This window comes from Streptomyces sp. NPDC059906 (assembly GCF_042730645.1).
In the GTDB taxonomy this organism is placed as follows: domain Bacteria; phylum Actinomycetota; class Actinomycetes; order Streptomycetales; family Streptomycetaceae; genus Streptomyces; species Streptomyces rubrogriseus.
The window spans coordinates 191701-217307 of record NZ_JBHWKU010000012.1 but is presented as its reverse complement, the minus strand read 5'-3'; the positions used below and the strand labels follow the sequence as shown (position 1 = coordinate 217307).

Sequence of the window (25607 nt, the reverse complement as noted above, 5' to 3'; positions counted from 1 at the left end):
GGCCGGACGGGACCGGCGGCCCCGCCGGTTAGCCTGGGCCGCATGCGTGTCACCAGGGAACTGCCGGCGCTCGCCGCCGGCGAGGTGGACGTCTCGTTCGTGATCAAGGCGTACGAGGAGGTCGTCGCCGCCGACACGACCTGGACCGAGCACTCCCACCCCTGGCACGAACTGCTCTGGAACGCCCACGGCGCGTCCACCGCCGTGGTCGGCTCCCAGGTCTGGTGCATCACACCGACGCTCGGTCTGTGGATGCCCGCGGGGCAGCTGCACTCGGCCTCCGCCGTCGCCGGAACCTCCTACCGCGCCCACTTCTTCCGGCACGTCACGGTCTCGGCGCTGCCCGACGAGCCGGTGGCCGTGGACATCACCCCGCTGCTCAGGCTGCTCCTGGACCGGCTGGGGGAGCCGGACCTGCCGCCGCGCTCCCGGGACGTCACCGAGGCCATGGTGCTGGACGTGCTGCGGCCCTCACCCAGGGCGCTGCTGGTGCACCTGCCCACGTCCGCGCTGCTGCGGCCGATCGTGGACGCGGTCCGGGCCGATCCCTCCGACCAGCGCACCCTGACCGCCTGGGCCGGCGTCCTCGGCCGCAGCGAGCGCACCCTGACCCGCGCCTTCCGTACCGAGACGGGCACGAGCTTCGCCCGCTGGGTCGCCTCGGTCCGGGCGCAGCACGCCGTGCGGCTGCTGGCGCGCGGGTTCGAGGTCGACGTGGTGGCCGACGCGGTGGGCTACCGCTCGGCGAGCGCCTTCGGAGCGGCGTTCCGGCGGACGACGGGGACCACCCCGGGCAGGTTCCGGGCGCGCTGAGGGCGGGCGCGCCTGGCGCACCGTCGCACGCCGGCCGCACCGTCACCGTCGCACGCCGGCCGCACCGTCGCCGTAGCGCGTCGGCCGCACCCGTGTCCCGATCGCTACAACCGCTGTCGAAAAGGCTCGATTGCTACGGGTGCGCGGGCTGCTTAGTCTGAGCGGGCGAGTTCAGGTAAGCCTTACCTAACTGACTCTGCCGGACTTCCCGTGCCCTCCTCCCTGAAAGTGAATACCGGGTCGATGAGAACACCCCGCCTTCGCGTACTCGCCCTCGCGGCGGCCCTCCTGCTCGGCCTCACCGCGTGCGGTGGCCAGGACGACGACCCCAAGGCCGACGGCGCCGCCGCCGGGGCCGACGCCGCCGGGCAGTTCCCCGTGACGATCAAGCACGCGCTCGGCACCACCGTCGTCCCCGAGAAGCCGAAGCGCGTCGCCACCGTCAACTGGGCCAACGACGAGGTGCCGCTGGCCCTCGGCGTCGTCCCGGTCGGCATGGCGAAGGCCAACTTCGGCGACGACGACGGGGACGGCGTACTGCCCTGGACCGAGGACCGACTGAAGGAACTCGGCGCCAAGACACCGGTGTTGTTCGACGAGACCGACGGGATCGACTTCGAGGCCGTCGCCGACACCCGGCCCGACGTCATCCTCGCCTCGTACTCCGGGCTGACCGCGCAGGACTACGAGACGCTCAGCGAGATCGCTCCCGTGGTGGCCTACCCCGAGGCCGCCTGGGCGACCCCGTGGCGCGACATCATCCGGCTGAACAGCAAGGCCATCGGCCTCGCCGACGAGGGCGACGAGCTGATCGGCGAGCTGGAGGGGCAGATCGCCGAGACGGTCGCCAAGTACCCCGGGATCAAGGGGAAGTCGGCGATGTTCATGACCCACGTGTCCTCCAAGGACGTCAGCGAGGTCGGCTTCTACACCACCCACGACACCCGCACCCAGTTCTTCACCGACCTGGGCATGAAGATCCCGGCCAGCGTCTCGGGGCCGTCGAAGGACACCAAGAAGTTCGTGCTCACCAAGAGCGCCGAGCGCATCGACGACTTCAACGACGTCGACATCGTCACCGGCTACGGCGACGACAAGGGCGAACTCCTCAAGGCCCTCAAGAGCGACCCGCTCACCTCGAAGCTCACCGCCGTCAAGCAGGGCTCGATCTACCTGCTCCCCGGCAGCAGCCCGCTGGCCACCGCCGCCAACCCCACCCCGCTGTCCATCCCGTACGTCCTCGACGACTACGTGAAGGCGCTCGCCGCGGCCGCGGACAAGGCCGCGTGATCGCCACCGGGACCCTGCGCGCGCCGAACGCCCTCCCCATACGGCGTTCGGCGCGCGTGCGCGTGACATGGCTCCTCGTCCTCGCGGCGGTCCTGCTCGTCGTCATGACCGCCTCCCTCGCCCTCGGCTCCCGCGACGTCGCCTGGTCCGACGTGTGGGCGGCGCTCGGCGGGGCCGAGGACACCCTGGAGGAGGCGGCGGTCGCCAAACGCGTACCGCGCACCCTCCTCGCCGTCGTCGTGGGCGCCGCCCTGGGCCTGTCCGGCACCGTCATGCAGGGCGTCACCCGCAACCCGCTCGCCGACCCCGGCATCCTCGGCGTCAACATGGGCGCCTCGCTGGCCGTGGTCACCGGCATCGCCCACTTCCAGCTCGCGTCGGCGGCCGGGTACGTCTGGGTCGCGATGGGCGGGGCCGCCCTGAGCGCCGGGTTCGTGTACGCCGTCGGCTCGCTCGGCCGCGGCGGCGCCACCCCGCTGAAGCTGGCCCTGGCCGGCGCCGCCATCTCGGCCGCGCTCGCCTCCCTGGTCAGCGCGGTCGTCCTGCCGCGCAACGACATCTCCGACACCTTCCGGCTCTGGCAGATCGGCGGCGTCGGCGGTGCCTCCTACGGGCAGCTCGGCAGCGTCGTGCCGTTCCTCGCCGCCGGGTTCGTGCTCTGCCTCGCCAGCGCCCGCGCCCTGAACTCGCTGGCCCTGGGCGACGACCTCGCGGCCGGGCTCGGCGAACGCGTGGCCGTCGTGCGGGCCGTCGCGGCGCTGGGCGCGGTCGTGCTGTGCGGCGCGGCCACCGCCGTCGCCGGTCCGATCGCCTTCGTCGGCCTCCTGGTGCCGCACACCTGCCGCCTCCTGGCCGGCGTCGACCACCGCTGGCTGCTGCCGCTGTCCGCACTCGGCGGTGCCGTCCTGCTCACGGCCGCGGACGTGGTGGGACGGGTCGTGGCACGGCCCTCCGAGATCGACGTGGGGATCCTGACCGCGATCCTCGGCGCCCCCTTCTTCATCCACATCGTCCGCCGACAGAAGGTCAGATCCCTGTGAGCGCCCCCGCCGTCGACACCCCGGCCACGCTGCGGACCGTCACCCGCACCCGCGTCCGCGGCGCCCTGCGGCGACGGCTCCTCGTCCTGACCCTGCTGGTCCTCGTCGCCGCCGCCTTCGTCACCTCCCTGATGGCCGGGCACACCTTCTACCCGGCCCACGACGTGCTGCGCGTGGTCATGGGGGAGGACGTGCCCGGCGCCTCCTTCACCGTGGGGAGACTGCGGCTGCCGCGCGCGGTGCTCGCGCTGAGCGCCGGACTCAGCTTCGGCATCGCCGGCGTCACCTTCCAGACCATGCTCCGCAACCCGCTCGCCAGCCCCGACATCATCGGCATCAGCGCGGGCGCGAGCACCGCGGCGGCCATCGCCATCGTGATCTTCTCGCTGGGCGGGACCGAGGTGTCGGTCGTGGCGATCGCCGCCGCGCTCGGGGTGGCGCTGCTCGTGTACACCCTCGCCTTCCGCGACGGCGTCGCCGGCACCCGGCTCATCCTCATCGGCATCGGCGTCTCCGTCCTGCTCGACAGCGTCACCTCCTACGTCCTGTCGCAGGCCGGCCAGTGGGACCTCCAGGAGGCCATGCGCTGGCTCACCGGCAGCCTCAACGGCACCACCTGGGACGAGACCGTGCCCACCGTCCTCGCGGTGCTCGTACTCTGCCCCGTACTGCTGTCCCAGGGCCGCAACCTGAGCGCCCTCAGCCTCGGCGACGACACGGCCTCCGCGCTCGGCGTCCGCGTCGAACGCACCCGCGTCGTCGTGATCGTCGCCGCCGTCGGGCTGATCGCCTTCGCGACGGCCGCCGCGGGACCGATCGCCTTCGTCGCCTTCCTCTCCGGCCCGATCGCCGCCCGGCTGGTCGGCACCGGCGGCTCCCTGCTGGTCCCCGCGGGACTGGTCGGCGCCCTGCTCGTCCTGGTCGCCGACTTCACCGGCCAGTACGCCTTCGACACCCGCTATCCCGTGGGCGTCGTCACCGGCGTCCTCGGCGCGCCCTACCTCGTCTACCTGATCGTCCGCACCAACCGGACCGGAGGCTCACTGTGACCGCGTCCCACACCCTGTCCACCGAGGACCTCACCCTCGGCTACGGCGACCGCGTCGTCATCGAGGGCCTGGACCTGACCCTCGCCGCCGGGCGGATCACGGTCATCGTCGGCGCCAACGCCTGCGGCAAGTCGACACTGCTGCGCTCCATGTCCCGCCTGCTTGCCCCCCGCGCGGGACGCGTCGTGCTCGACGGCAAGGAGGTGCACCGCACCCCGGCCAAGGAACTCGCCCGCACCCTGGGCCTGTTGCCCCAGTCGCCGGTCACCCCCGAGGGCATCACCGTCCTCGACCTGGTCGGCCGGGGACGCCACCCGCACCAACGCGCCTTCTCCCGCTGGACGGCCAAGGACGACGCGGCCGTCGCCGCCGCATTGGAGGCCACCCACACCACCGACCTGATGGACCGCGCCGTCGACGAACTCTCCGGCGGCCAGCGCCAGCGGGTGTGGATCGCCATGGCGCTGGCCCAGCAGACCGACCTGCTGCTGCTCGACGAGCCCACCACCTTCCTCGACATCAGTCACCAGATCGAGGTCCTCGACCTGCTCACCGACCTCAACCGGACCCGCGGCACCACCATCGTCATGGTCCTGCACGACCTCAACCTCGCCGCGCGCTACGCGGACCGGCTCATCGCCCTCGCGTCCGGAGGGCTGCACGCGGCCGGATCCACCCGGGACGTCATGACCGAGGACACGGTGCGCTCCGTGTACGGCATGGAGAGCCGCGTCATCGAGGACCCGGTCTCCGGCAAGCCCCTCGTCCTGCCGATCGGCCGCCACCACACGACCGCCACCGCGGCCGCCACCACGACCACCACCGCGGTCGCCGACGGGGACGGCGGAGCAAGGTCATGACCTCGAAGCTCACCGCCCTGCTGCCGGACCTCGCGCCCTGGCGCTCCTCCCGCGACTTCCGGCTCCTGTGGGTGCAGGGGCTGGTCACCTACCTCGGGAGCGTGATGGCGCTGATCGCGCTGCCGCTCCAGATCAAGGAACTGACCGGCTCCCCGCTGGCCGTCGGCGTCATGGGCGCCGTCGAACTGGTGCCCCTGGTGGTCTTCGGCCTCTACGGCGGGGCGCTCGCCGACGCCGTGGACCGGCGCAGGGTCATCGTGCTCACCGAGGCGGGCCTCGGACTCCTCGCGGCCGTCCTGCTCGTGAACGCGCTGCTGCCGCGGCCCCTGCTCTGGCCGCTGTACGTGGTCGCGGGCGGGGTGGCGGCCCTGGCCGGTCTCCAACGCCCCGCCCTGGACTCGCTGCTGGCCCGGATCGTGCCGCACGACCAGCTGGCCGCCGCCGCGGCCCTGAACGCCCTGCGCTGGCAGGCCGGCGCCATCGCCGGACCCGCCCTTGCGGGCCTCGTGGTCGCCTACGCGGGCAACGTCCCCGCCTACACCACCACGGTGGTCTGCTTCTGCGCCTCGGTCCTGATGTGCCGCGGGCTCTCGCCCGTGCCGCCCGTCGAGCACGCGGCCCGGCCCTCCCTGCGCGGGATCGCCGAGGGCGCCCGGTACGCCTGGTCCAGGCCGGTGCTGCTGGGCACGTACGCGATCGACCTGGCGGCGATGCTGTTCGCGTTCCCGAACACCATCTTCCCCTTCCTCGCCGACGAGCTGGACGCCGACTGGGCGCTGGGCCTGATGTACTCGGCGGGCGCCGTCGGCTCCCTGGTGGTCAGCCTGACCAGCGGCTGGGTGTCCCGGACCCGGAGGCACGGCCTGCTGGTGGTGTTCGGCGCCACCGGCTGGGGACTGGCGGTCGCGGCGGCCGGCTGGACCTCGCAGATCTGGCTCGTGCTGGCCTGCCTCGCGCTGGCGGGCGCCGGGGACATGCTCAGCGGCCTGGGCCGCACCACCATCTGGAACCAGACCATCCCCGACCGGCTGCGCGGCCGCCTCGCCGGCATCGAGGTGCTCTCCTACAGCATCGGGCCGCAGCTCGGTCAGGTCCGCGCGGGCGCGATGGCCGGCTGGACCGGCGCCCGCCCGGCGATCTGGACCGGCGGGGTGGCCTGTGTCGCGGCCGTGGGACTGCTCACCGCCGCCCTGCCCCGGCTGGTCGGCTACGACGCCCGCACCGACGAGGACGCCCTGCGCCGCGCCCGGGAGGGCGCCGGACCGCGCGCCGAGGAGCCGACCCCGACGTGAGAACGACGGACCGCCCCGCCACGGACGTGCCGTGACGGGGCGGTGCACCGAGGTCGGGCCGCGGTCAACTCGCTGTCAGTTCACAGCCCGCTCCCACTCGCGGGCCGGTGACCAGAGACCACCACCACCGCCACCGCCCCCGCCCCCGCCGCCACTGCCACCGGCCGTCCCACCGCCGGTGTCCCAGAGCGCGCCCGGCCGGTGCGGGTGCCGCTCCGTTGGCCGGAGCCCGACCGTGTAGGTGCGGGTGAACTCACCGTCGGCCGAGGTCACCACGAGGGTGCGGGTGCTGAACCCGCGCTGGGAGGAGGAGACCGTGGAGCTGCCGGACGTCACCTTCACCCGCGCGCCCGACGCGGCCGTCACGGCACCGACGGCCGGGATCCGCCTGTTCCTCGGCCAGTCCACGACGTAGGTGCTCACGTCCGGGTCGAACCCGTCGAGCCGCACGCCCCCCACGGTGATCGCGGCGGCCTCGGCCACACTGGCCTCGGTCGCGTCCGGGAAGCCGGTCACCGTGACCGACCCGTCGGTGTTCACGACCACGTCCGCCGCCATCGCCGCCGCCAGGTTGATCCGCTGCCAGCCCGGCCCGCCGGAGCCGGTGAGGTCGAGCGGGTACCCCGAGTCCGTCGCGGTCTGCTCCAGGACCTGGGCGCGCTGTCGCTCGGTGAGGTCCGGGAAGGCCGTGATCAGCAGCGCCGCCGCGTCGGACGGCGCGTCGAGGGCCTGCCCCGCCTCCCCGGTACGGGAGAACCCGTAGGTTAGCCGCTGGGTGTACCGGTCGACCTGCTGCGCCGTGCTCAGCCCGGCGTACGGATCGCCCGCGCAGGCCGTCAGGGTGTCGCCGTAGCCCTCCTCCTCGCACCGTGCGAGCAGCACGTTCTCGATCTCGGTGTGGGCCTGCCGCAGCAGCTTCGCGAACTCCGGGTCCGCCCAGCGGTGCGCGACCGTGGCCTGGGCCGTGATCCGGCCGCCCATGACGTCGAGCGGGTAGTGGAACCCGAGGACGATCCGGTTGTCCCCGTACTCCGAGCTGCGCGCGAGGATCGACGGCGCCAGGTCGGGCAGCAGCGTGGCGAGGATCGTCCCGGCCTCGTAGCCGCCGTAGGTGTGACCGCTCGGGTACGAGCCCTGGCCGGCGAGGCCGCTGTACGAGCTGTCCTGCGACTCGTAGACCGCGCCGCCGTCCCCGGCGAAGCCGAGCCGCACGTACGGCCGCAGGTACTGGTAGTGCTTCTTCGCCGCGTCGTGGGTGTCCAGATTCTCGTTGACGCGGGAGAACAGCGCGCTGGTCTTGGGCAGGCGGCCCTCCTTCAGGGCTTCGCCGTACAGCGGGCCGAGCCGGGAGCCGAGGCCGTCGGCCATCGTGACGGTGGCGCTGTTCGACGCGTCCACCTCGGCCCGGTCGACCTGCTGCCGCGTCGCCGCATTGTTGACGCTGACGGTGATCCTGTCGTTCTCGGCGCCGAGCGGGGTGCCCGCGGGCACCTCGGAGTTGGCGCCGAGCGTGGCGGGGCCGAGGTCGTCGAAACCGGAGAGCAGGTGGGTGAACCAGTCGGACCCGTCCCCGGTCTCGGGCCACGTGTCCGAGGCGTAGGCGGCGTCGAGCGTGTCGTCCGGGAAGGGGGACGGCTCGTACTCCGCCGGGTCGGAGGCAGAGGCGGCAGAGGCGGCAGAGGCGGCGGACGTGGCCGGGGCGGTGGAGACCGTCGCCCCGGGGCCGTCCGAGCTGCCCGCCCGGGTCACCGCGGTCACGGTGGCGGTGTGGGCCTTCGCCCCGCCGGCCGCCGTGAGCACCGCGGTGGAGGTGGTGCCGGAGACGTGCGCGGTGGTTCCGTCGTCGAGGGCCACGGTGTAGCCCACCACCGGGAAGCCGCCGTCGCCGGCCGGCCGCCAGTTCACCCGGACCCGTTCGCCGTCGGTGACCACACCCGTGACGGTCGGGGTCTGGGGCCTGTTGTCGCCCGTGACGGCGGGCTGCGTCGTCGCGCTCCAGGGGGAGTCGCCGAGGGCGTTCACCGCGCGGACCCGCGCCGTGTACGACGTGCCGTCCTTCAGCCGGGTGAACACCGTGCTCCGGCTGTCCGGATCGGCGATCTCGACCTGCCGGCCGCCGCTGAGCGTGATCTCGTAGCCGGTGACCGGCGAACCGCCGTCGTCCTCGGGTGCGGACCAGGTGACCTTCACACTGGTGCCGGAAGGGGCCGCGGACACCGCGTCGGGCGCGGCCGGCACCGTCCTGCGCTTCGTGGTGAGCGAGGACCTGGCCCGGTCGAGGGCCGCGTACCGTTCGGTGAGGGTGCGGTCCGTGGCGGCCTCGTCCGCCACGGCCGTCCTCGCCGCGGTGAGCGCCGTGGTGAACGCCTTCCACGAGGCGTCCGTGTAGCGCTCGTCGGCGAGAGCGGACGCCGTGGCGACCAGGCTCTCCAGCCGCAGCCTCGGCAGCGGCACCAGCTGGTTCGCGGCCAGCGTCAGGCTCCGGGTCCGCAGGTCCGCCTCGAGCTGTGTCGCGTCCTCGGCACCGAGGAGGTCGCGGGCGGCGGCGAGTTCGCGCCGGAACACCCCGAAGTCGATCGTGCCGTACCGGTCCGCGTCCTCCGCCAGGCCCTCGTACTGGTCGACCGCCTTGCGCAGCGCGGACAGATCCGTCGGCGCGGGCGCCTCGACACGGTCGAAGGTGACCTGGCCGAGGTTGGCGACATAGGGGTGCGAGGAGTCCGCGTTCGTGGTCAGTCGCAGGTGCACGGCGTGCGTGCCGGTGATCGCCTCGGGCAGGGTCAGGCTGGTCGTCCCGCCCGACGACCACGAACTGCCGGTGACCGGCAGCGGGAGGGTCGCGTACGGCATACCGGGGGCGTCCGGGTCGAAGGAGTCCAGGTAGAGCTGGACGGCGGAACCGGTGCCGCAGCGGGCCGAGTTGTTGACGTAGGTGAGCGTGACGGTGTTCTTGGGGGAGTCGCCGAAGTCGACGTCCCCGTAGTCGAGCCAGGCGCCGTCGTAGGTGCCGCCGAGACTGGTGGCGGAACCCGCGCCGCTCCAGGTGGCCGGTTCGCTCTTCAGCCCGCCGCCGCTGTCGCCCTCGAAGGCAGTGGCGTCGAACACCACCGGGGCGTCCGCCTGCCGCGTCAGGGTGAGCGAGTGGACGTTGGCGACATAGGGCTGTGCGTCGGTCTGGGTGCTGGAGACGAACACGGCGTAGACGTCCTGGGTGCCCTCGAAGACGTCCGGGTCGAGCCGCGCGCTCGTGTCCGCCACGGTGCCCCAGCCCGAGCCGGTGTAGTCGAGCGGGACGGTGACGGCCGTCGGGCCGTCCTTCGCACCCAGGCGCAGTTCGAGGTGCGAGTCCGACGCCGCGCGGGAGCGGGGCTTGTCGTAGCTGACGGTGACGGTGTCGGCGCCGTCACCGAGGTCGGTGTCCCGCCACTGGGCCCACGCGCCGTTCGTCACGTTCTCGAAGACGCCGCCCGAGAGCTTCAGCGGGAGTGAACCGTCCCCGGTCGAGGTGGTGTTGGCCGTGGTGAGCGTCGCGAGTGTGGTGATCGGGGAGGACGAGGGCGCCGCTTCGGGCGAGAACTGGTACCAGTCGAAGTTCGACACCCACTGCCGCCCCGAGGGGGCGTGGAACACGAAGGTCGCGCCCGACGCCTCCAGCAGGGCCTGCGGGTCCAAGACCGCCGCCCGCACGGTCGTGTAGTACTGCCAGCCGCCGGTCCCGGGCAGGGAGACGGTGGCGACGACGGGGCCGTCGGCGTCCCCGGCGTGGATGTCCACGCTGCTCGGTTCCGCCGCCGCGGCCTGCGAGTTGGCGTAGCGCACGGAGACGCTGCGCGGGGCGACCCCGCCGAAGTCGAGGTCCGTGTACTGCTCCCAGGCGCCCTCGGTGACGCCGCCGAGGTCGCCGTCGGAGTAGTACGCCTCCTTCACGAGGCTGGGACCCTCCATCCGGTCGGGGTCCTCGGCCTGGAGGACGGCGTAACCGCCCTCGTCCAGGGTGAGCGCGTCGACGGCCGAGCGCAGCGCGTCGTGCGCCGCCATGAGCGTGCCGGTGGCGGAGGCGGAGTCCGCGAGGACGGTCCGCGCGCGCTCCAGCGCCGTGCGGAAGACGCCGTAGGAGCCGTCGGAGTAGTTGCCCTCGCGCACCAGGGAGGCCTCGTCGACGAGCGCGGCGAGGCTGCCCCGGTGCACGGCCGCGGCCGAGACGACCAGCGGGTCGGTCACGGACACGCCGGTGCCGGTCACCGTGGAGGCCGGTATGCCGTGCGGGAAGGCCCGGTCGCGGAAGGTGATGCCGAAGCGCGCGTCGGTCTTCGTGGTGCCGGTGAGCTTCAGCGACGCGGTGCGCCTGCCCGTGACCCGGAGGTCCGCCGTGACCCCGGCCGGGAGGCCGGTCACGCTCGCCGCGCCGGTCCGGGTGAGGCTGGTGCCCTTCCGCGCCGCGAACGACGCCCTGCCGGACAGCCGGAGCCGGACGCTCGCGTCGACGGTGCCGTCCGCGGCGGTCCGGACGGTCTCCGGGCGGGCGGAGACGACGGTCGTGCCCCTGCCGGGCCCGTGGTCGTCGTCACCGTCGCCCGAGTCGGTGTTCAGCGAGTACGCGGGCTCGGTGCGGGCGCCCCAGGACGACGGCTCGGAGCCCATGTCGAACTTCAGGGTGCCGCCGGCCACGATCTGCGAGTAGTCGAGCCACGTGTTCGAGAACCGCTTGCCGTTCAGAGAGGCGCTCTGCACGTAGTAGTCGTCCGGCGAGACCCCGTCGGCCTCCACGGTGAACTCGGCGCCGCTTGCGTAGGTGATCGTCGTGGAGTCGAAGAACGGGCTGCCGATCTGGAACTGGCTGGAGCCCGCGGTCACCGGGAACAGCCCGAGAGCGGCGGCGACGAACATCGTCGACATGGTGCCGGCGTCGTTGTCCATGGTCGGCAGGAAGCCGTCCGGGGCGAGTTCGTAGGCCTTGGTCTTCACCGGCGGCCTGAACTCGCCGCCGGAGCTGGGCGCTTCGTTCGTGGAGCCCGTCGCGATGTACCGGTTCCAGGTCTCACCCGTGTAGATGGCGCGCACCCACTTCTGCGTCAGGCTCGGCTCGCCGACGTAGTTGAAGAGGTAGGGGGCCTGGAGGTCGATCTCGTTGGCGTTGGAGTGCAGCATGGTCGAGCCGTCGTCGGCGTCGGAGTCCTCGCCGAACATGTGCCGGATCGCGGCCCGGCCGGCCTTCTCGCCGCCCATGGCCTCGATGAGGCCGCCCATGTCGTACGCGTCGTACCAGTGGTACTGCCACAGGGTGCCCTGGTAGAGCCTGGCCTCCTCGAACTTCTCGTAGTCGACCTGCTGCCAGTCGCCCTCGCCGTCGCGCGGCGTGAGCAGACCCACCTCGGTGCCGTCGGCCGCGGTCCAGGCGCCGGGCTTGACCAGGTTGTCGGTCGCCATCGTCGCCTGCTCGCGCAGCTTCCCGGCGTCCGCGTCCTCGCCGAGCGCGTCGGCGATGACGGACAGCGCCCACTGGTCGTAGCCGCGCTGGACCGTCGTACCGGGGTCACCCGCGATGTAGCCCTGCCGCAGCTGCGTGCCGGTGTAGTAGCCGGTGTACGACTTCAGCGCCGGGTACGCCTCGTCCAGCCGGTCGAAGTCCTTGAACCCCTTCGACAGGGCGTCGGCGATCACCACGGCCGAGCGTTCCCAGCGCACCGTCGGCACCGAGTGGGTGAGGCTGCCGAGGCTCTTGCCCGCGGCGTGCGCGTCGGCGAAGAGGATGACCGCGGACTGCACCATGTCCCGGTAGGTCGCCGGGTCGATGTAGGCCTCGACCGAGTACTTGCGGAAGTCGTCCCAGGTGGACCAGCCGTCGTAGTACGTGAAGCCGTTCGCCTTGTGCACGGCGCCGTCGACGCCGCGGTAGGTGCCGCTGGTGCTGGTGGCGTTCACCGGCAGCGCGTACATGCGGTAGAGGTGCGTGTAGAACTGCTTGGTGAGCGTCGAGTCCGGGTCGGCCTTCTTCGAGGCCTCCACCGCCACGGCGCCGAGCGTGCGGTTCCAGTCCGCCTTCGTCCGCGCGCGCACCTCCTCGAAGGTGCGGCCCGCGACCTCCTCGTGCTGGTCGGTGGCGGCCTGTTCGGCGCTGATCGGCGACAGCGTGACGCGCAGTTCGACGTCATCGCCGTCGGCCGGGTCGAACCCGAGGACGGCGCCGGTGTCGGTGCCGTCCCGCGCCGTCGCGTCGCCCAGCGCGCCGTCGTCGCCCCAGGTGCGCAGCGAGGTCACGGGGACGTTCGTGGTGGCGTAGTAGTACAGGCGGTACGAGGCGCCGTTGAACGATCCGGCGATCTGGCCGCTGATCGCGGTCGTCCCGTCCTTCAGCCGTGTCGCGTCCAGGGTCGCGCGGGTGCGGCTGGTGAAGTTGTTGGCGAGGTCGAGGACGAGCTGGGGCCGCGCTCCCGCGGGGAACGCGTACCGTTCGAGCGCCGTGCGGGTCGTCGCCGTCATCTCGGCGTCGATCGTCCCCGAGGGGGACCCGAGCCCCACCCGGTAGGAGCCGGGCGTCGCGCTCTCGTCGTCGTGGCTGTAGGGGTGCGCGTACGTGCCGGTGGCCGGGCGGCTGTCGTACTGCTGGGAGGTCGGGACGACCAGCAGGTCGCCGCCGCCGCCCGAACCGCCCACGCCGTCCAGGTTCGTGGCGGTGAACCCGGCGATGTGGTCCTCGTTGTAGTCGTACCCCGAGTGGTTGCGGCCCGGGGTCGTCATCGGGTTGACCTTGGCCAGGCTGTGCGGCGCCTGGGCGCCGGGAAGGTCGTTGCCGTCGTCGCCCGCGGTGGACACGAACGGGTCGACGAGCTTCGTGTAGTCCGTTGCGCCGGACGCCTCGCCGGTCGAGGGCGAGGCCTTCGTGACGGGCACGGCGACGGCGGTGCCGCCGCCCGTCAGCGCGGCCAGGCCGAGTGCCCCGGCGAGCACCGCCGCGACCGTGGCCCGCAGGGCGGCCCGTGGACTGGACGACCGTATCGGCGGTCTCTTGGATCTGTCGGGCATGACGAGCACGGACCCTTCCCTGTTGGACAACGTTGTCAAGCGGCTTCCGAAGCGTGCGCTCCGGGTGAACGCTCCGCCATCACATAGGGAGAAGTCATACAACGGGGAAACGGAGTTCGTACAGAGGTTCACCCGGTCGCGGGCGCCGCGGACGCGGGCCGCCGGCACCCGGTGTCCACGTAGTGGTATTTGCCGATTGCGTGCGACCCGTCGGCAAGATGTCCGCGAACCCGTGTGTGCGGCGCGGGATTTCTTCGCCCCGGACTCCGTACCGAAGAGGCATCTTCCGGCGCGTCGAACCGGTGCCGGCGACGTGGCGATAGTGTTCCGCTCCAGCGGCTGGGGGGACGCGGAAACCCCCCTGTGCGAAATCGGCATCAGGACATGCGGGGGGGCATGGAGAACAATCTCGGTTCATCGCGTCGTTCGTTCGACATCTGGAGTGAACTCGCCCCGTCCTTCCGTGAAAACGCCCTGGCCCGTTCGGCCGCCGGCGCGCGGAGCGTCCATGACGGAATCAGCGGCTCCAAGGGAACCTGGCGCCCGGTGCGCCCGAGCTTCGTCGACCGGAGCCACTACGACGAACTGGGCCGCGTTTCCGCACGTCTGATGCGGTTGATCCTCGATTCCTGCCGCCGCAGGGCCACCACGGTCGGCGAGCTCCAGGAGGTGCTGGGGGTGGACGAGGCCGACACACCGCTGCTGTCGCGCACCGAGCTTCTCGGCGACCACCTGCTCGTCGCCGCACGCCCCGACATCGTCTATCGCTCCGGCGTCCCCCGGTTCGTCGAATTCAATATCGACGGTGCGCTCGGCGGCACACTCCAGGCCGATCTCCTCGCCGCACGATTCCGCGATCTCTACCGCCCGCTTCCCGGCGGGGACCGTATCGACGCCCCGCCGTCCGCCGTGGATTCCCGTTTCGCCGAAATCCGTACGTCACTGGGGCTTTCGGAGGGGACGCGGGTCGCCATTCCGGTGTTCCGCAAGGGCGCGGCACCCGGACTCGAGGACCCCGACGCCTTTCTCGCCTGGCTGGCCCCGATGTGCGAGAGCGGCCGACGGCACGGCATGGACACCGTCGCCTGCCCCATGGACCGGCTGGAGACCGGCGAGGACGACGTCCTGCTGCTCGACGGGCGGCGGGTGGACGCCGTGTTCCGGCTCTTCCTCAGCTTCGACCAGCCGCCGAGCCGCGGCCTGGACGCCCTGGTCCGCTCCGTGCGCGCCGGCCGGGTGCGGATGCACACGTCCGAGGCGACCTGGCTGCTCAGCGACAAGACCACGATGGCCTGGCTCTGGGCGGACAAGGACACGCTGCCCGAGGACGATCAGCGGCTGATCGAGCGCCACCTGCCCTGGACCGCCCTGTTCCCCGCACCCGGCTCCGAGGGCGACGCGCTGCTGCGGCACGCCCTGGCCCACCGCACGGAGCTGGTCCTCAAGCCCGTCGGCGGCTACGGCGGCGGGGGCGTGGTCCTCGGCCCCGAGGTCCGGGACGAGGACTGGCGCCGGGCGCTGGAGGACGCCCGACGGGCCGGACGCCACATCCTGCAGACCCATGTGACGCCGGACCGGCTCGCGCTGGACTTCCAGGACCAGGAGACCGGGGCCCTGGAACACGCCGAAGTACCCTTCGTCGTCGGCCCGTTCGTGTTCGGCGGCGCCCCCTCGGGCGTGCTGGTACGGCACGGCGTCCCCGGCGGCGGGCCCGTCCTCAACGCCCACCACGGTGCCCTGATGAGCTCCGTGGTGCTGGCGGACCGATGTTGAGTGCCACCCGGAGGGGACGGGAAACCCCGGGCAAGGAGCGGCTCGGCTCGCCGTTCCGGCTCTTCCAGTCCGCCGTGGTCTCCTCGGACCTCGCGGACGGCATCTACAAGATCGCGGTCCCGCTGCTGGCCCTCGGCATCAGCCGCTCCGCGGTCGCGGTCGGTGCGGTCGGACTCGCCGTCCGGCTGCCCTGGCTCATCGCCACCCTGCCCGCCGGGGTGCTGGCCGACCGGTACCCGCCCCGCAGCGTCATGCGCTGGGCGTCGGCGGTCCGGCTGCCACTGGTGGCCGTCATGTGTGCCCTGGCCGCCACGGACCGGCTGCCCCTGTGGGCGCTGGTCGTCACCGCCTTCCTCATCGGCTGCGCCGGCATCTTCGTCGACGTGGCCGCCCAGTCCCAGCTGCCCCGGCTGGTCCCGGTGGGGCAGCTCCCCAAGGCCAACGCCTCCCTGCAGTCCACCCAGATGTTCCTCGCGCAGCTGATCGGCCCGGCACTCGGCGGCTACGTGGTGGCGCTGGGCTCCGGCGGCGGACTGGCGGTGGTGGTCGCCCTGTACGTGGTCACCGTCTGGGCGCTGGGACTGCTGCCCGCGGCCGTCGAGCAGGCGGCGGCCAGCCACACCCGGCCGGCACCCGAACCGGTCCGGGCGGGCGGGCGCCGGTCGTCGCTCGGCTCCCTGGTCGCCGAACTCGGCGAGGGGCTGCGCTACTTCCGCGGCCGGGGGGACCTCGCCCGGCTCGCGACGGCCGCCGCCGTCAACAACCTCTCCTACTCGATGTGCCTGACCATGCTGCCGCTGTGGGCGGTGCGCCCCGGACGGCTCGGCCTCTCCGAGACCGGGTACGGGCTGCTGCTCACCTGCCTCGCGGTCGGCAGCATCCTCGCCGGCCTGGTGACCGGACGGATCCTCGCGGCGGTCGGCGACGGGCCGGTCATGCGGTTCGGTGCGCCGCTGCTCGGCGTCTGCTTCCTCGCCCTGGCCGTGCCCGCGGTGCCCGTCGTCGCCCTGGGGCTGTTCGTCTACGGGCTGGTGTCCATGGTCTGGAACGTGGCGGTGGTCTCCTACCGCCAGGCGACCATCCCGCTGCCCCTGTTCGGCCGGGTCAACGCCGCCTACCGCTGGCTGACCTGGGGAGTCATCCCGTTCGGCTCGCTGCTGGGCGGCACCCTCGCCGCCACGGCCGGCACCACCTGGGTCTTCCTGACCGCGGGCGCCCTGCCCCTGGTCGCGGCGGCCCTGCTGCCCCCGCCCCGCCCGCGCACGGTCCCCGAAGCGTCGACGCCTGCCGCGCCGGCCCAGGAACCGCCGGTGCCCGAGGCACCTGCCGCCGAAGCCCCGCTGCCTGACGTGCTCGCCCCGGAGGGGGCGGTGTCTGGTGCGTCGGCCGCCGAGGGGTGGGTGTCTGAGGTGCCGGTTCAGGAACCGCGCGTGTCCGAGGCGCTTGTCGGCGAAGCGCCGGTTGCCGACGTGCTCGCCCTGGAGGGGGCGGTGCCTGGTGCGTCGGCCGCCGGGGGGTGGGTGTCTGAGGTGCCGGTTCAGGAACCGCGCGTGTCCGAGGCGCTTGTCGGCGAAGCGCCGGTTGCCGACGTGCTCGCCTTGGAAGGGGCGGTGTCTGGTGCGTCGGCCGCCGAAGCGTCGGTGCCTGACGTGTCCGCCCAGGTACCGCTGGTCCCCGAAGAGCCGGTGCCTGACCTCTCGGCCCACAAGCCGCCGGTCCTCGAAGCCCCGGACCACAAGCCGCCGGTCCTCGAAGCGACGGCTCACAAGCCGCCGGTGCCTGATGTGCCGGCCGCCAATGTGCCCGCCAATGTGCCGGCCGCCAATGCGCCGGCCGTCAACGCGCCGTCTCCCGACGCGCCGGTCCTCGAAGGGCCGTCTCCCGACGCGCCCGCGTGGACCGGTGAGGGTGCCGACGGTGCCGGCGGCACCGCGGCGGGCGGTCCGGCCGAGGCACCCGGCGGGCAACCCGACCATGCTCCGGGAGCCGGGCGTACCGGCCGCCCGCACCTGGACCGACGGAAACCGGCGTTCACCGACGTCCCGGACGCGGCAGCCGCCGCCCGGCCCGCCGACCCGACCTCCCCCGGGGTGGACGCGACCCGCGCCGCGCGGGACTGACGGGGCCCACCGGACCTCCCCGCGCCCACCCCTCGTACCGCCTTGCCTACCGCAGTCCGCACCGACCACACGGAAATGGTGTCCACGCATGTCGTTCCTGCATGACCTGCTCACGGCGCAGGCCGCCTCGGCCCCCACCCGCACGGCAGCCCTCCTCTCGGACTCGTCGGCCACCTACGGCCAGGTGGAGACCGAGGCGGACCGGGTCGCCGCGGCCCTCGTGGCCCGCGGCGTCCGGCCCGGCAGCCGGGTCGGACTGCACATGTCGCGCTCCCTGGCGCTGCTCCCCGCCGTCTTCGGCATCCTGCGCGCGGGCGGCGTCTGCGTCCCGGTCGACCCCGAGGACCCCGCCGAGCGCCGCGCCACCATCCTGGAGTACTCGGGCGCCACGCTCGTCGTCACCGAGCGCGCCCTCCTCGACGGGCCCGCGCCCGAAGGCACCCGGCAGCTCGCCGTCGAGGACCTGCTCGACGAGGCCGTCGAACCGCTCGCCGGACCGGTCGAACTCGCCCCGGAAGCCCTGGCGTTCATCTTCTACACCTCCGGATCCACCGGCACCCCCAAGGGCGTGATGCTCACCCACCGGGCCCTGCTCAGCGGACAGCGCTGGCTCCAGCGCACCTTCCCGCTCGAACCCGGCGACCGCCAGCTGCTGCGCACCACCCTCAGCATCACCAACCTGGTCCGCGAGGTGTTCTGGCCGGTGCTCTCCGGCGGCACCGTGGTCATCGTCCCGCCCGGTGACCACAAGGACCCCGACCGGCTGGTCGAGCTGATCAACAGCGGTTCCGTGACGACGCTGATGGTCGTACCGGCGCTGCTCTCCGGCATCCTGGAGAACCCCGGCCTCGCCGCCAACACCTCGCTGAAGTACGTCTTCTGCAGCAGCGACGTGATGCCCGGCGCGCTGCCGGAGAAGTACTTCGCCACCGGCCTGTCCGCCCGGCTGTTCAACGTCTACGGACTCACCGAGGCCCTCTACAGCACCTACTGGGAGTGCCTGCCCGGCGCCGTGTACGACGGCTTCGTGCCGGTCGGTCACCCCGCCGAGCTGACCCCCCGGATCCTCGACGCCGACCTCGGCCCGGTCCCGCCGGGCGAGACGGGCGAGCTGTGCCTGGCCGGCGTGGGCATGGCCGAGGGCTACGACCGGCTGCCCCGGCTCACCGCCGAGAAGTTCGCCGACACCGACGACGGCCGGGTGTTCCGCACCGGCGACCTGGCCCGGCAGTCCGAGGACGGCCGCCTCGAACTCCTCGGCAGGATGGACGACCAGGTCAAGATCGCCGGCTACCGGGTGGAGCTGGGCGAGGTCGAGGCCCGGCTGCTCGAAGTCCCCGGCGTCACCGGCGCCGTCGCCTCCGGGCTGCGCGGCGCGGGCGGCCACCAGCGGCTGGTCGCCCACCTGACCTGCGACGGGGAGCCGCCCACCGCCGCCGCGATCCGCGCCCACCTGGGCGACCGGCTGCCGTACTACATGGTCCCGGCCGCCTTCACCGTCATCGACGCGATCCCGCTCACCCACAACGGCAAGGTCGACCGCCGCTCCCTGCACGAGCTGCCGGGCGCCCACCTGGAACTGGCCGAGGACTACACGGCCGCGCGCAACGAACTCGAGAGCTACCTGTGCGCGCTGTGGGCCGAGACCCTGGAGCTGCCCGCCGTCGGCATCCACGACAACTTCTTCGCGCTCGGCGGCGACTCCATCCAGGGCTTCCTGATCAGCGCCAAGGCCAACCGCGACGGCATCGGCCTGAGCGCCACCCAGGTCTTCGCCACCCCCACCGTCGCCGAGACCGCCGCCTTCATGGCGGCACAGGGCGACACCGGCCCCGCCCCGTCCGGCTCCTTCGACCCGCAGGGCTTCACCCTCGCCGAGGAGGACCTGGCCGCGGTGCGCGCGGCCGCCGCCGACCCCGACGGCGTCGAGACGGTGTACCCGCTCACCGAGATGCAGAAGGGCATGCTGTTCCACTCGCTGCTCGACCCGGACTCCGGCGTCTACTTCGAGCAGTTCCTGTACGCGGTCGACGGCGAGGTCGACCTCGACGCGTACCACCGGGCCTGGCAGCAGGTCGTCGACCGGCACGAGATCCTGCGGGTCTGGATCGCCACCAAGGGCCTGTCCGAGCCCCTCCAGGCCGTGCAGCGCACCGCCGAGCTGGGCTGGACCGTCCTGGACTGGTCCGACCGCACCGAGGCGGAGCAGAAGGAGCTGCTGGAGCGCTACCTCGACGAGGACCGGCGCCGCGGCTTCCCCTACGACCGGGCGCCCCTGTTCCGGCTGACCCTGGTCCGGCTCGGCGCCACCGCGTACAAGCTGGTGATGAGCTACCACCACCTGATCCTCGACGCGTGGTCGCTCTTCGTCCTGCTGCGCGACTCCCTGGAGATCTACCACTCCGGCCTCGAAGGGAGGCTGCCCGAGCTGCGCCCGACGCGTTCCTTCGGCGACTACGTGTCCTTCCTGGAGCACGAGGACATCGAGGGCGCCCGGGACTACTGGCTTGAGCGGCTGGCCGGCTTCCGCCGTCCCACCGTCATCGGCCGCTCCACGCAGCTCGGCCTCTCCGCCAGCTCGCAGGAGATGCACGCCGAGGCCCGCCTCGACCTCGGCGAGGAGCTGACCGAGCGGCTGCTCGCGTACGGTCGCGCCAACCAGCTGACCCTGAACTCCCTGGTGCAGGGCGCCTGGGCGGTGGTCGTGGGCGGGAGCAGCGGCCAGGACGACGTCTGCTTCGGCATCACCATCACCCACCGCCCGGTGGCGCTGGCCGGGGTCGAGGACGTCGTCGGCATCTTCATCAACAGCCTCCCGATGCGGGTGAACCTGGAGCCCGGGCAGCCCGTCGGCCGCTGGCTGCAGCAGATCCAGCGTACCCAGGTCGCCGCCCGCTCCCACGACCACTACCCGCTGCCGCTGATCCAGCAGCGCACCGACCTGCCCAGCGGCCAGCCCCTGTTCGAGTCGCTGCTGATCTTCGAGAACTTCCCCCGGGGCACCGGGTGGACCGGCCGGGGCGGCCTCGACGTGCGCCAGGAGCGCTACGTCGGCTGGACCAACTACCCGTTCGCCATCGAGGCGATGCCCGAGGAGCAGCTCTTCTTCCAGGTCAAGTACGACCTGGCGTTCTTCGACGCGGAGTCGGTGGAGCGCATCCTGGGCGCCTTCCGCGGCGTTCTGGAGGCCATCGCGGACGGCGGCACGACCCCGGTGGGCAAGCTCGCCGAGCACATCGCGGCCAACCGGCCCGGCCCGGCGGCCGGACCCCGGCCCGCGGACACCGGTGCGCGGGCGCTGTTCCCGGCCCGCGGCACCGCCGCGGCCGCCGGGGTCACCACGGCCCCCGCCACCGAGGACGAGATCGCGCTGGCCGCGATCTGGGCGCAGGTGCTCCAGGTCGAACAGGTCGACGTCCACACGCCGTTCCTGGCGCTGGGCGGGTCCTCGCTGGCGGCCATGCGGCTGGTGGCGCTCGCCCAGGCGGAGGGCTTCGACTTCGAACTGAGCGAGCTGTTCGCCGAGGACGGCACCGTCCACCGCCTCGCCGCGGACGCGGACGGCGACGCGGCCGGGGACGGCGGCACCGGACGGTAGCGGCACCCGGACGAAGGCGGTGGCCCCGTCGCGGGCGGGGCCACCACAGGGGCGACGACGGACACAGGTCGGAGGGGTACGGCGAGGTGGAAGACACACAACGGGGTGCGGGGGAGCGGGACCCGCTCGCGCTCCTTCGCGAACTGGCCGAGCAGGGCGTCACGGTACGCTCCCGCCGCGGCAGACTGTCCGTCGACGCCCCGCCGGACGCCCCCCGGGAACTCCTCGACCGCCTCACGGCCGCGAAGGAGCCGGTCCTCGCGGCGATCACCGCCCACCCCGGCCTGCCCGGGCCCCGGGTGGCCGCCGCGGACCCGGCGCCCCGACCGTCCGGGCGCCCCTTCCCGGTGACCGACCTCCAGAGCGCCTACCAGGTCGGCGAGTGGGACTTCCCCGAACTGGCCACCCCGGCGTACATCGCGCACGGCTTCGAGGTCCCGGCCCTCGACACCGGACGCTGGCACGGGGCGCTGCGCACGGTCCTCACCCGGCACGAGATGCTCCGCGCCGCGGTCGGCCCGGACGGCCGCCAACGGGTCGTCCCGCTCGACGACGGCTGGGGCCCGGCCCTGGTCGACTGGAGCCACCTCGACGCCGCCGAGGCCCGCGCGGCCTTCCACCGGGAACGGGAGACGGCGGCCGCACTCCTGCCCGGCCTGACGGACGGCCCCCAACTGGGCTGCGCGGTCTACTCCGCCCGGGGCACCACCTTCGTCCTGCTCTGCCTGCGGCTGTTCGTCCTGGACGCCCGCTCCATCGGGCTGCTCTGCCGCGACCTGGCCGACGCCTACGAGGGGCGGGCCTTCGCCGAACCGCCCGTGGAGCCGGGGTACTTCGCCCGGTACACCGAGGCCCTCGCCGCCCACCGGGACAGCCAGGCCCACCGCAACGCGGTCGCGCACTGGCAGCGCCGGACCCCCGCCCTGCCCGGCCCGCCGACCCCGCCGACCCTGTCCCGCCCGGCCCGCGCCCGCTTCGCCCGGGTCCGCCACCGGCTGCCCGCGCCGGAGTGGGAGGCGCTGCGCGAACGGGCCCGCGGCGCCGGCCTGTCGGCCAACTCCGTGCTGTGCGCGGCCTACGCCGAGGTGCTGCGCCGCTGGTCGGGCCGGCCCTCCTTCACCCTCACCGTCCTCGTCGCCACCCGCGCCATGCTGGCCGCCGGCCCGGACGGCACCGACCCCGCACCGGCCGCCTGCGTGGGGAACTTCGGCAGCACGCTGCTGCTGGAGTGCGACGGCACCGGCGACACCTTCGCCGAGCGCGCCGGGGCCCTGCAACGGCGGCTGATGGCGGACCTGCCGCACACCTGGCTGTCCGGCGTGGAGGTGGCCCGCCGGGCACGCCGAGAGAGCCCCGGGACCGCGGTGGGCAGCCCGTTCGTCTTCGCCTCGGGACTCGACGACGCGGCGTCCGACGCGCTGCCCCCGCACCTGCGGGCCGACGGATGGGAGCTGGTCTTCAAGTCCATGCACACCCCGCAGGTCCTCCTCGACCACCAGGTCTCCGAGGAGGACGGGGAACTCGTCTGCACCTTCGACCACGTGGCCGAGGCCTTCCCCGAGGGCCTGGTCGACGAGCTGGCGGCGGCCCACGCCGACCTGCTGCGCCGCCTGGCCGGGAACGACGCCCCCTGGGCCGCCCCGCACCCGCCGCCGCTGCCCGGGGCCCTGCTGGCCGCGCGCACCGCCGCCAACCGCACCGCGCGCGACCTCCCGGGCGGCGGGGTCCTGGACGGGCTGCGCGAGAGCGCCGCGCGCACCCCCGACCGCGTGGCCCTCCACGGCGCGGACGGCAGGACCACCTACCGCGAGGCCGCGGACCGGGTGGGGCGCACGGCAGCCGCGCTGACCGCCTCCGGGGCCACGCCCGGCGAACTCGTCGGCGTGCTGGCGCGCAAGAGCCCCGGCCAGTACCTCGCCGCGCTCTCGGTGGTCGCGGTCGGCGGCGCCTACGTACCGCTCGGCGTCGACTGGCCGCCCGCCCGGCTCGACGCGCTGCTCACCCGGCACGGCATCGGCAGGGTGCTGGCCGACGCCGAGGGGGCACGGCTCCTCGCGGAGCTGGAACGGCCCGTCCACGTCCTCGCCCTCGACGCCCCCGGGCACCCCGGCGAGCCGCTGCCGCTGCCGCTGCCGGTGCCCGCCCCCGACGACCTCGCGTACGTCATCTTCACCTCGGGCTCCACCGGCACCCCCAAGGGCGTCGCCATCCCGCACGGCGGGCTGCTCAACACCGTCCAGGACATGGTGGAGCGCTTCGGCGTCGGCCCGGACGACCGGCTCCTTTCGCTGTCCGAACTGCACTTCGACCTCTCGGCCTTCGACCTGTTCGGCGCCCTGTGCGCCGGCGCGACCGTCGTCGTCCCGCCCTGCGCAGCCCGCCCCGACCCCGACCTGTGGGCGCACTGGGTGCGGCACAGCGGCGCCACCGTCTGGAACACCGTCCCGGCGCTCCTCGACATGCTCCTCGACCACCTCGGCGACGAACGCGCCGCCGACGTCCTGGGCGGACTGCGGCTGGTCCTGCTCAGCGGCGACTGGATCCCGCTCGGCCTGCCCGACCGGGTCCGGCGGGCCGCGCCCAAGGCCGAGGTGGTCGCCCTGGGCGGCGCCACCGAGGCGTCCATCTGGTCCAACCACCACCTCGTGGACCGGATCGACCCGTCCTGGAAGTCCGTGCCGTACGGGCTGCCCCTGGCCAACCAGCGCTACCACGTCCTCGACGCGGACGCGGGCTTCGCGGACGTGCCCCACTGGGTGCCCGGCGAACTCTTCATCGCCGGTGACGGCCTGGCCACGGCGTACTACGGGCAGCCCGAACTGACCGCGGCCCGCTTCCCCACCCACCCCCGCACCGGCGAGCGCCTGTACCGCACCGGCGACCACGCCCGCTACCGGCCCGACGGCACCCTGGAGTTCCTCGGCCGCCTCGACAGCCAGGCCAAGGTGCGCGGCTACCGGGTGGACCTCCTGGAGGTCGAGCAGCAGCTGGCGGCGCAGCCCGGTGTCCGGGCCGCGGCCTGCGTCGTCACCGGCACCGGTGCCGCCGCCCGCCTGATCGCCTTCCTCGTCGCCGAGGAAAGCGGCGGTCCGGGCCCCGACGGCGGTCCGGGCCCCGACGGCGAGCCGGTCCCCGGTCCCGCCGCGTTGCGCGCCCGGCTGGGCACCATCCTGCCCTCGTACGCGGTGCCCAGCGCCTTCCACACCGTCGCCGCCCTCCCGCTGACCGCCAACGGCAAGCGCGACGCCCGCGCGCTGCTCGCCCTCGCCGAGGAGCACGCGGCGGGGACCGGGGACGCGGACGCCGACCGGACCGCCGCGTCCGGCCGCGCACCGCGCACCGAGCGGGAGTCCGCGCTGGCCCGGCTGTGGCAGGAGGTGTGCGGCACGGCCGTCCGGTCGGTCGACGACGACTTCTTCGCCAGCGGCGGCAGCTCGGTCTCCGCGGTGCGGCTGGTCCGCCGGATCGAGGAGGAGTTCGGCGTCCGGCTGCCGCTGTCCAGCCTCTTCGAGGCGAGCACCGTCGCGCAGCAGGACACACTGCTCGACCGGCACGTCGACACCCTGCTCGTGCCGGTCAGACCCGGCGACGGGGCGGCGGTGGTCCTGGTCCACCCGGTGGGCGGACACCTCCTCGGCTACCGCGCCCTGATCGACGCGCTGCCCGCCCCGTACGCGGTGTACGGCCTGCAGGCCCCGCCCACCGGCCGGCTCCCCGCGACCCTGCCCGAGCTGGCGGCGCGGTACGCGGGGGCGGTCGCGGCCCTGGGGCGGCCCGTCCACCTCCTCGGCTGGTCGATGGGCGGCGTCCTCGCGGCGGAGACCGCCCGCCGCACCGACCTCGTCCAGCCCCTCTCGCTGACCCTGGTCGACAGCTTCGTGGCCGCCACCGACGGCGCGGACCTGGACGAACGGGCCGCCGCGGCCGGGTTCTTCACCGACTACCTCGGCCAGCGGGACGGCACCGCCGAGATCGCCGTACCCGCCGGCCACCCGGACCCCTTCGGGCACCTCGCCGCCACCCACCTGCCCCAGGAGCCGGCCGACGCCCTGCGCGGCCTCTACGACCAGTACCGCGCCCTGTACCGGCTGCTGCTCGGCCACCGCCCGCGGCCCCTGCCGCAGGACTGCCCGCTCCTGGTCGTAGAGGCCGAGCGGGAACGACCGGACGCCTTCGGAGGCCTGACGCCGCTGCACCTGCACCCGGCCGGGCTCGTCCCGCCCGGCGCGCGGATCGCCCCCCTGCCCGAGACGCACTACTCCGTGGTCCGCGACGGTGCCGCCCGGCGGCTCGCGGAACTCTTTCACACCCGTACAGCGAAGGGATCGGCATGACGAGCAGAACGATCAAGGACATCGTGGTCCTCGGCGAGTCCGAGCCGGAGAACGTGCGCCAGGTGCGCAAGGGCCCGGACCGCTGGATCTCCGGCGAGCTGGCCATCACCAACACCCTGCACTTCACCAGCCCCGACGGAGCCTTCACCTCGGGCATCTGGGAGAGCACCCCGGGCAAGTTCCGCGCGGTGTACGAGGAGGACGAGTTCTACCACATGCTCCACGGCCGGGTGGTCATCGCCGACGACGACGGCAACGCCCGCACCTTCGTCCCCGGCGACACCATCGTCGTCCCCGCCGGATTCACCGGCACCTGGGAGGTCCTGGAGCCCACCAAGAAGTTCTACGCCCACTACCGGCCGCTGGACGAGGACCGCACCGGCCCCGCCGTCCAGGCCGGCTGACCCGGCGGAGA

Annotated in this window: 12 protein-coding genes; 11 read left to right on the top strand and 1 reads right to left on the bottom strand. The window is 73.5% G+C overall.

The features are described 5' to 3' along the window. Positions 1–42: 42 nt before the first annotated feature. The 6 genes from ACFV9J_RS20430 (at position 43) to ACFV9J_RS20405 (ending at position 6344) form a co-directional block, all read left to right on the top strand. Positions 43–813: an AraC family transcriptional regulator gene (locus ACFV9J_RS20430; RefSeq protein ID WP_385356100.1), complete on the top strand. Its 771-nt coding sequence runs from the start codon at positions 43–45 to the stop codon at positions 811–813. A gap of 243 nt (positions 814–1056) precedes the next feature. Further along, positions 1057–2103 carry an iron-siderophore ABC transporter substrate-binding protein gene (locus tag ACFV9J_RS20425; protein WP_385356099.1) on the top strand — a complete coding sequence of 349 codons (1047 nt, stop codon included), beginning with the start codon at positions 1057–1059 and terminating at the stop codon, positions 2101–2103. Next, positions 2100–3143, top strand: a complete 1044-nt coding sequence (locus ACFV9J_RS20420) for a FecCD family ABC transporter permease (RefSeq protein WP_385356097.1) — start codon at positions 2100–2102, stop codon at positions 3141–3143. The genes ACFV9J_RS20425 and ACFV9J_RS20420 overlap by 4 nt, the downstream gene beginning before the upstream one ends. Next, positions 3140–4192, top strand: coding sequence for a FecCD family ABC transporter permease (locus ACFV9J_RS20415; protein WP_385356095.1), 1053 nt, complete (start codon positions 3140–3142; stop codon positions 4190–4192). Before ACFV9J_RS20420 ends, ACFV9J_RS20415 begins: the two co-directional genes overlap by 4 nt. Beyond that, complete coding sequence (locus ACFV9J_RS20410) at positions 4189–5052, top strand: ABC transporter ATP-binding protein (protein WP_385356094.1); 864 nt, start codon at positions 4189–4191, stop codon at positions 5050–5052. The genes ACFV9J_RS20415 and ACFV9J_RS20410 overlap by 4 nt, the downstream gene beginning before the upstream one ends. Continuing rightward, a complete protein-coding gene (locus tag ACFV9J_RS20405) occupies positions 5049–6344 on the top strand; it encodes an MFS transporter (RefSeq protein WP_385356093.1) in 1296 nt (431 codons plus the stop codon). Before ACFV9J_RS20410 ends, ACFV9J_RS20405 begins: the two co-directional genes overlap by 4 nt. Before the next feature lie 75 nt (positions 6345–6419). On the opposite strand, the gene ACFV9J_RS20400 is transcribed toward ACFV9J_RS20405, so the two are convergent. Continuing rightward, entirely contained in the window at positions 6420–13367 is a 6948-nt protein-coding gene (locus tag ACFV9J_RS20400) for a glycoside hydrolase domain-containing protein (protein ID WP_385356092.1), read from the bottom strand. 396 nt (positions 13368–13763) lie between these two features. Here ACFV9J_RS20400 and ACFV9J_RS20395 point away from each other — a divergent pair, with 396 nt between their 5' ends. The 5 genes from ACFV9J_RS20395 (at position 13764) to ACFV9J_RS20375 (ending at position 25596) form a co-directional block, all read left to right on the top strand. Further along, positions 13764–15140: a hypothetical protein gene (locus tag ACFV9J_RS20395; RefSeq protein ID WP_385356091.1), complete on the top strand. Its 1377-nt coding sequence runs from the start codon at positions 13764–13766 to the stop codon at positions 15138–15140. Continuing rightward, positions 15134–17260 carry an MFS transporter gene (locus tag ACFV9J_RS20390; protein ID WP_385356090.1) on the top strand — a complete coding sequence of 709 codons (2127 nt, stop codon included), beginning with the start codon at positions 15134–15136 and terminating at the stop codon, positions 17258–17260. Before ACFV9J_RS20395 ends, ACFV9J_RS20390 begins: the two co-directional genes overlap by 7 nt. An 88-nt stretch (positions 17261–17348) precedes the next feature. After that, positions 17349–20858, top strand: coding sequence for an amino acid adenylation domain-containing protein (locus ACFV9J_RS20385; RefSeq protein ID WP_385356089.1), 3510 nt, complete (start codon positions 17349–17351; stop codon positions 20856–20858). Positions 20859–20944: 86 nt separating this feature from the next. Beyond that, the gene (locus ACFV9J_RS20380; protein WP_385356088.1) at positions 20945–25192 is read left to right on the top strand and encodes an amino acid adenylation domain-containing protein; all 4248 of its coding nucleotides are present in this window, start codon (positions 20945–20947) and stop codon (positions 25190–25192) included. Beyond that, positions 25189–25596, top strand: a complete 408-nt coding sequence (locus ACFV9J_RS20375; RefSeq protein ID WP_385356087.1) for a cupin domain-containing protein — start codon at positions 25189–25191, stop codon at positions 25594–25596. Before ACFV9J_RS20380 ends, ACFV9J_RS20375 begins: the two co-directional genes overlap by 4 nt. Positions 25597–25607: the final 11 nt, after the last annotated feature.

Excerpts from the sequence above, each read along its gene's own strand:
- ACFV9J_RS20430 (WP_385356100.1), top strand. The coding sequence starts at position 43 with ATGCGTGTCACCAGGGAACTGCCGGCGCTCGCCGCCGGCGAGGTGGAC.
- ACFV9J_RS20425 (WP_385356099.1), top strand. The coding sequence starts at position 1,057 with ATGAGAACACCCCGCCTTCGCGTACTCGCCCTCGCGGCGGCCCTCCTG.
- ACFV9J_RS20405 (WP_385356093.1), top strand. The coding sequence starts at position 5,049 with ATGACCTCGAAGCTCACCGCCCTGCTGCCGGACCTCGCGCCCTGGCGC.
- ACFV9J_RS20400 (WP_385356092.1), bottom strand. The coding sequence starts at position 13,367 with ATGCCCGACAGATCCAAGAGACCGCCGATACGGTCGTCCAGTCCACGG.
- ACFV9J_RS20395 (WP_385356091.1), top strand. The coding sequence starts at position 13,764 with ATGGAGAACAATCTCGGTTCATCGCGTCGTTCGTTCGACATCTGGAGT.
- ACFV9J_RS20390 (WP_385356090.1), top strand. The coding sequence starts at position 15,134 with ATGTTGAGTGCCACCCGGAGGGGACGGGAAACCCCGGGCAAGGAGCGG.
- ACFV9J_RS20385 (WP_385356089.1), top strand. The coding sequence starts at position 17,349 with ATGTCGTTCCTGCATGACCTGCTCACGGCGCAGGCCGCCTCGGCCCCC.
- ACFV9J_RS20375 (WP_385356087.1), top strand. The coding sequence starts at position 25,189 with ATGACGAGCAGAACGATCAAGGACATCGTGGTCCTCGGCGAGTCCGAG.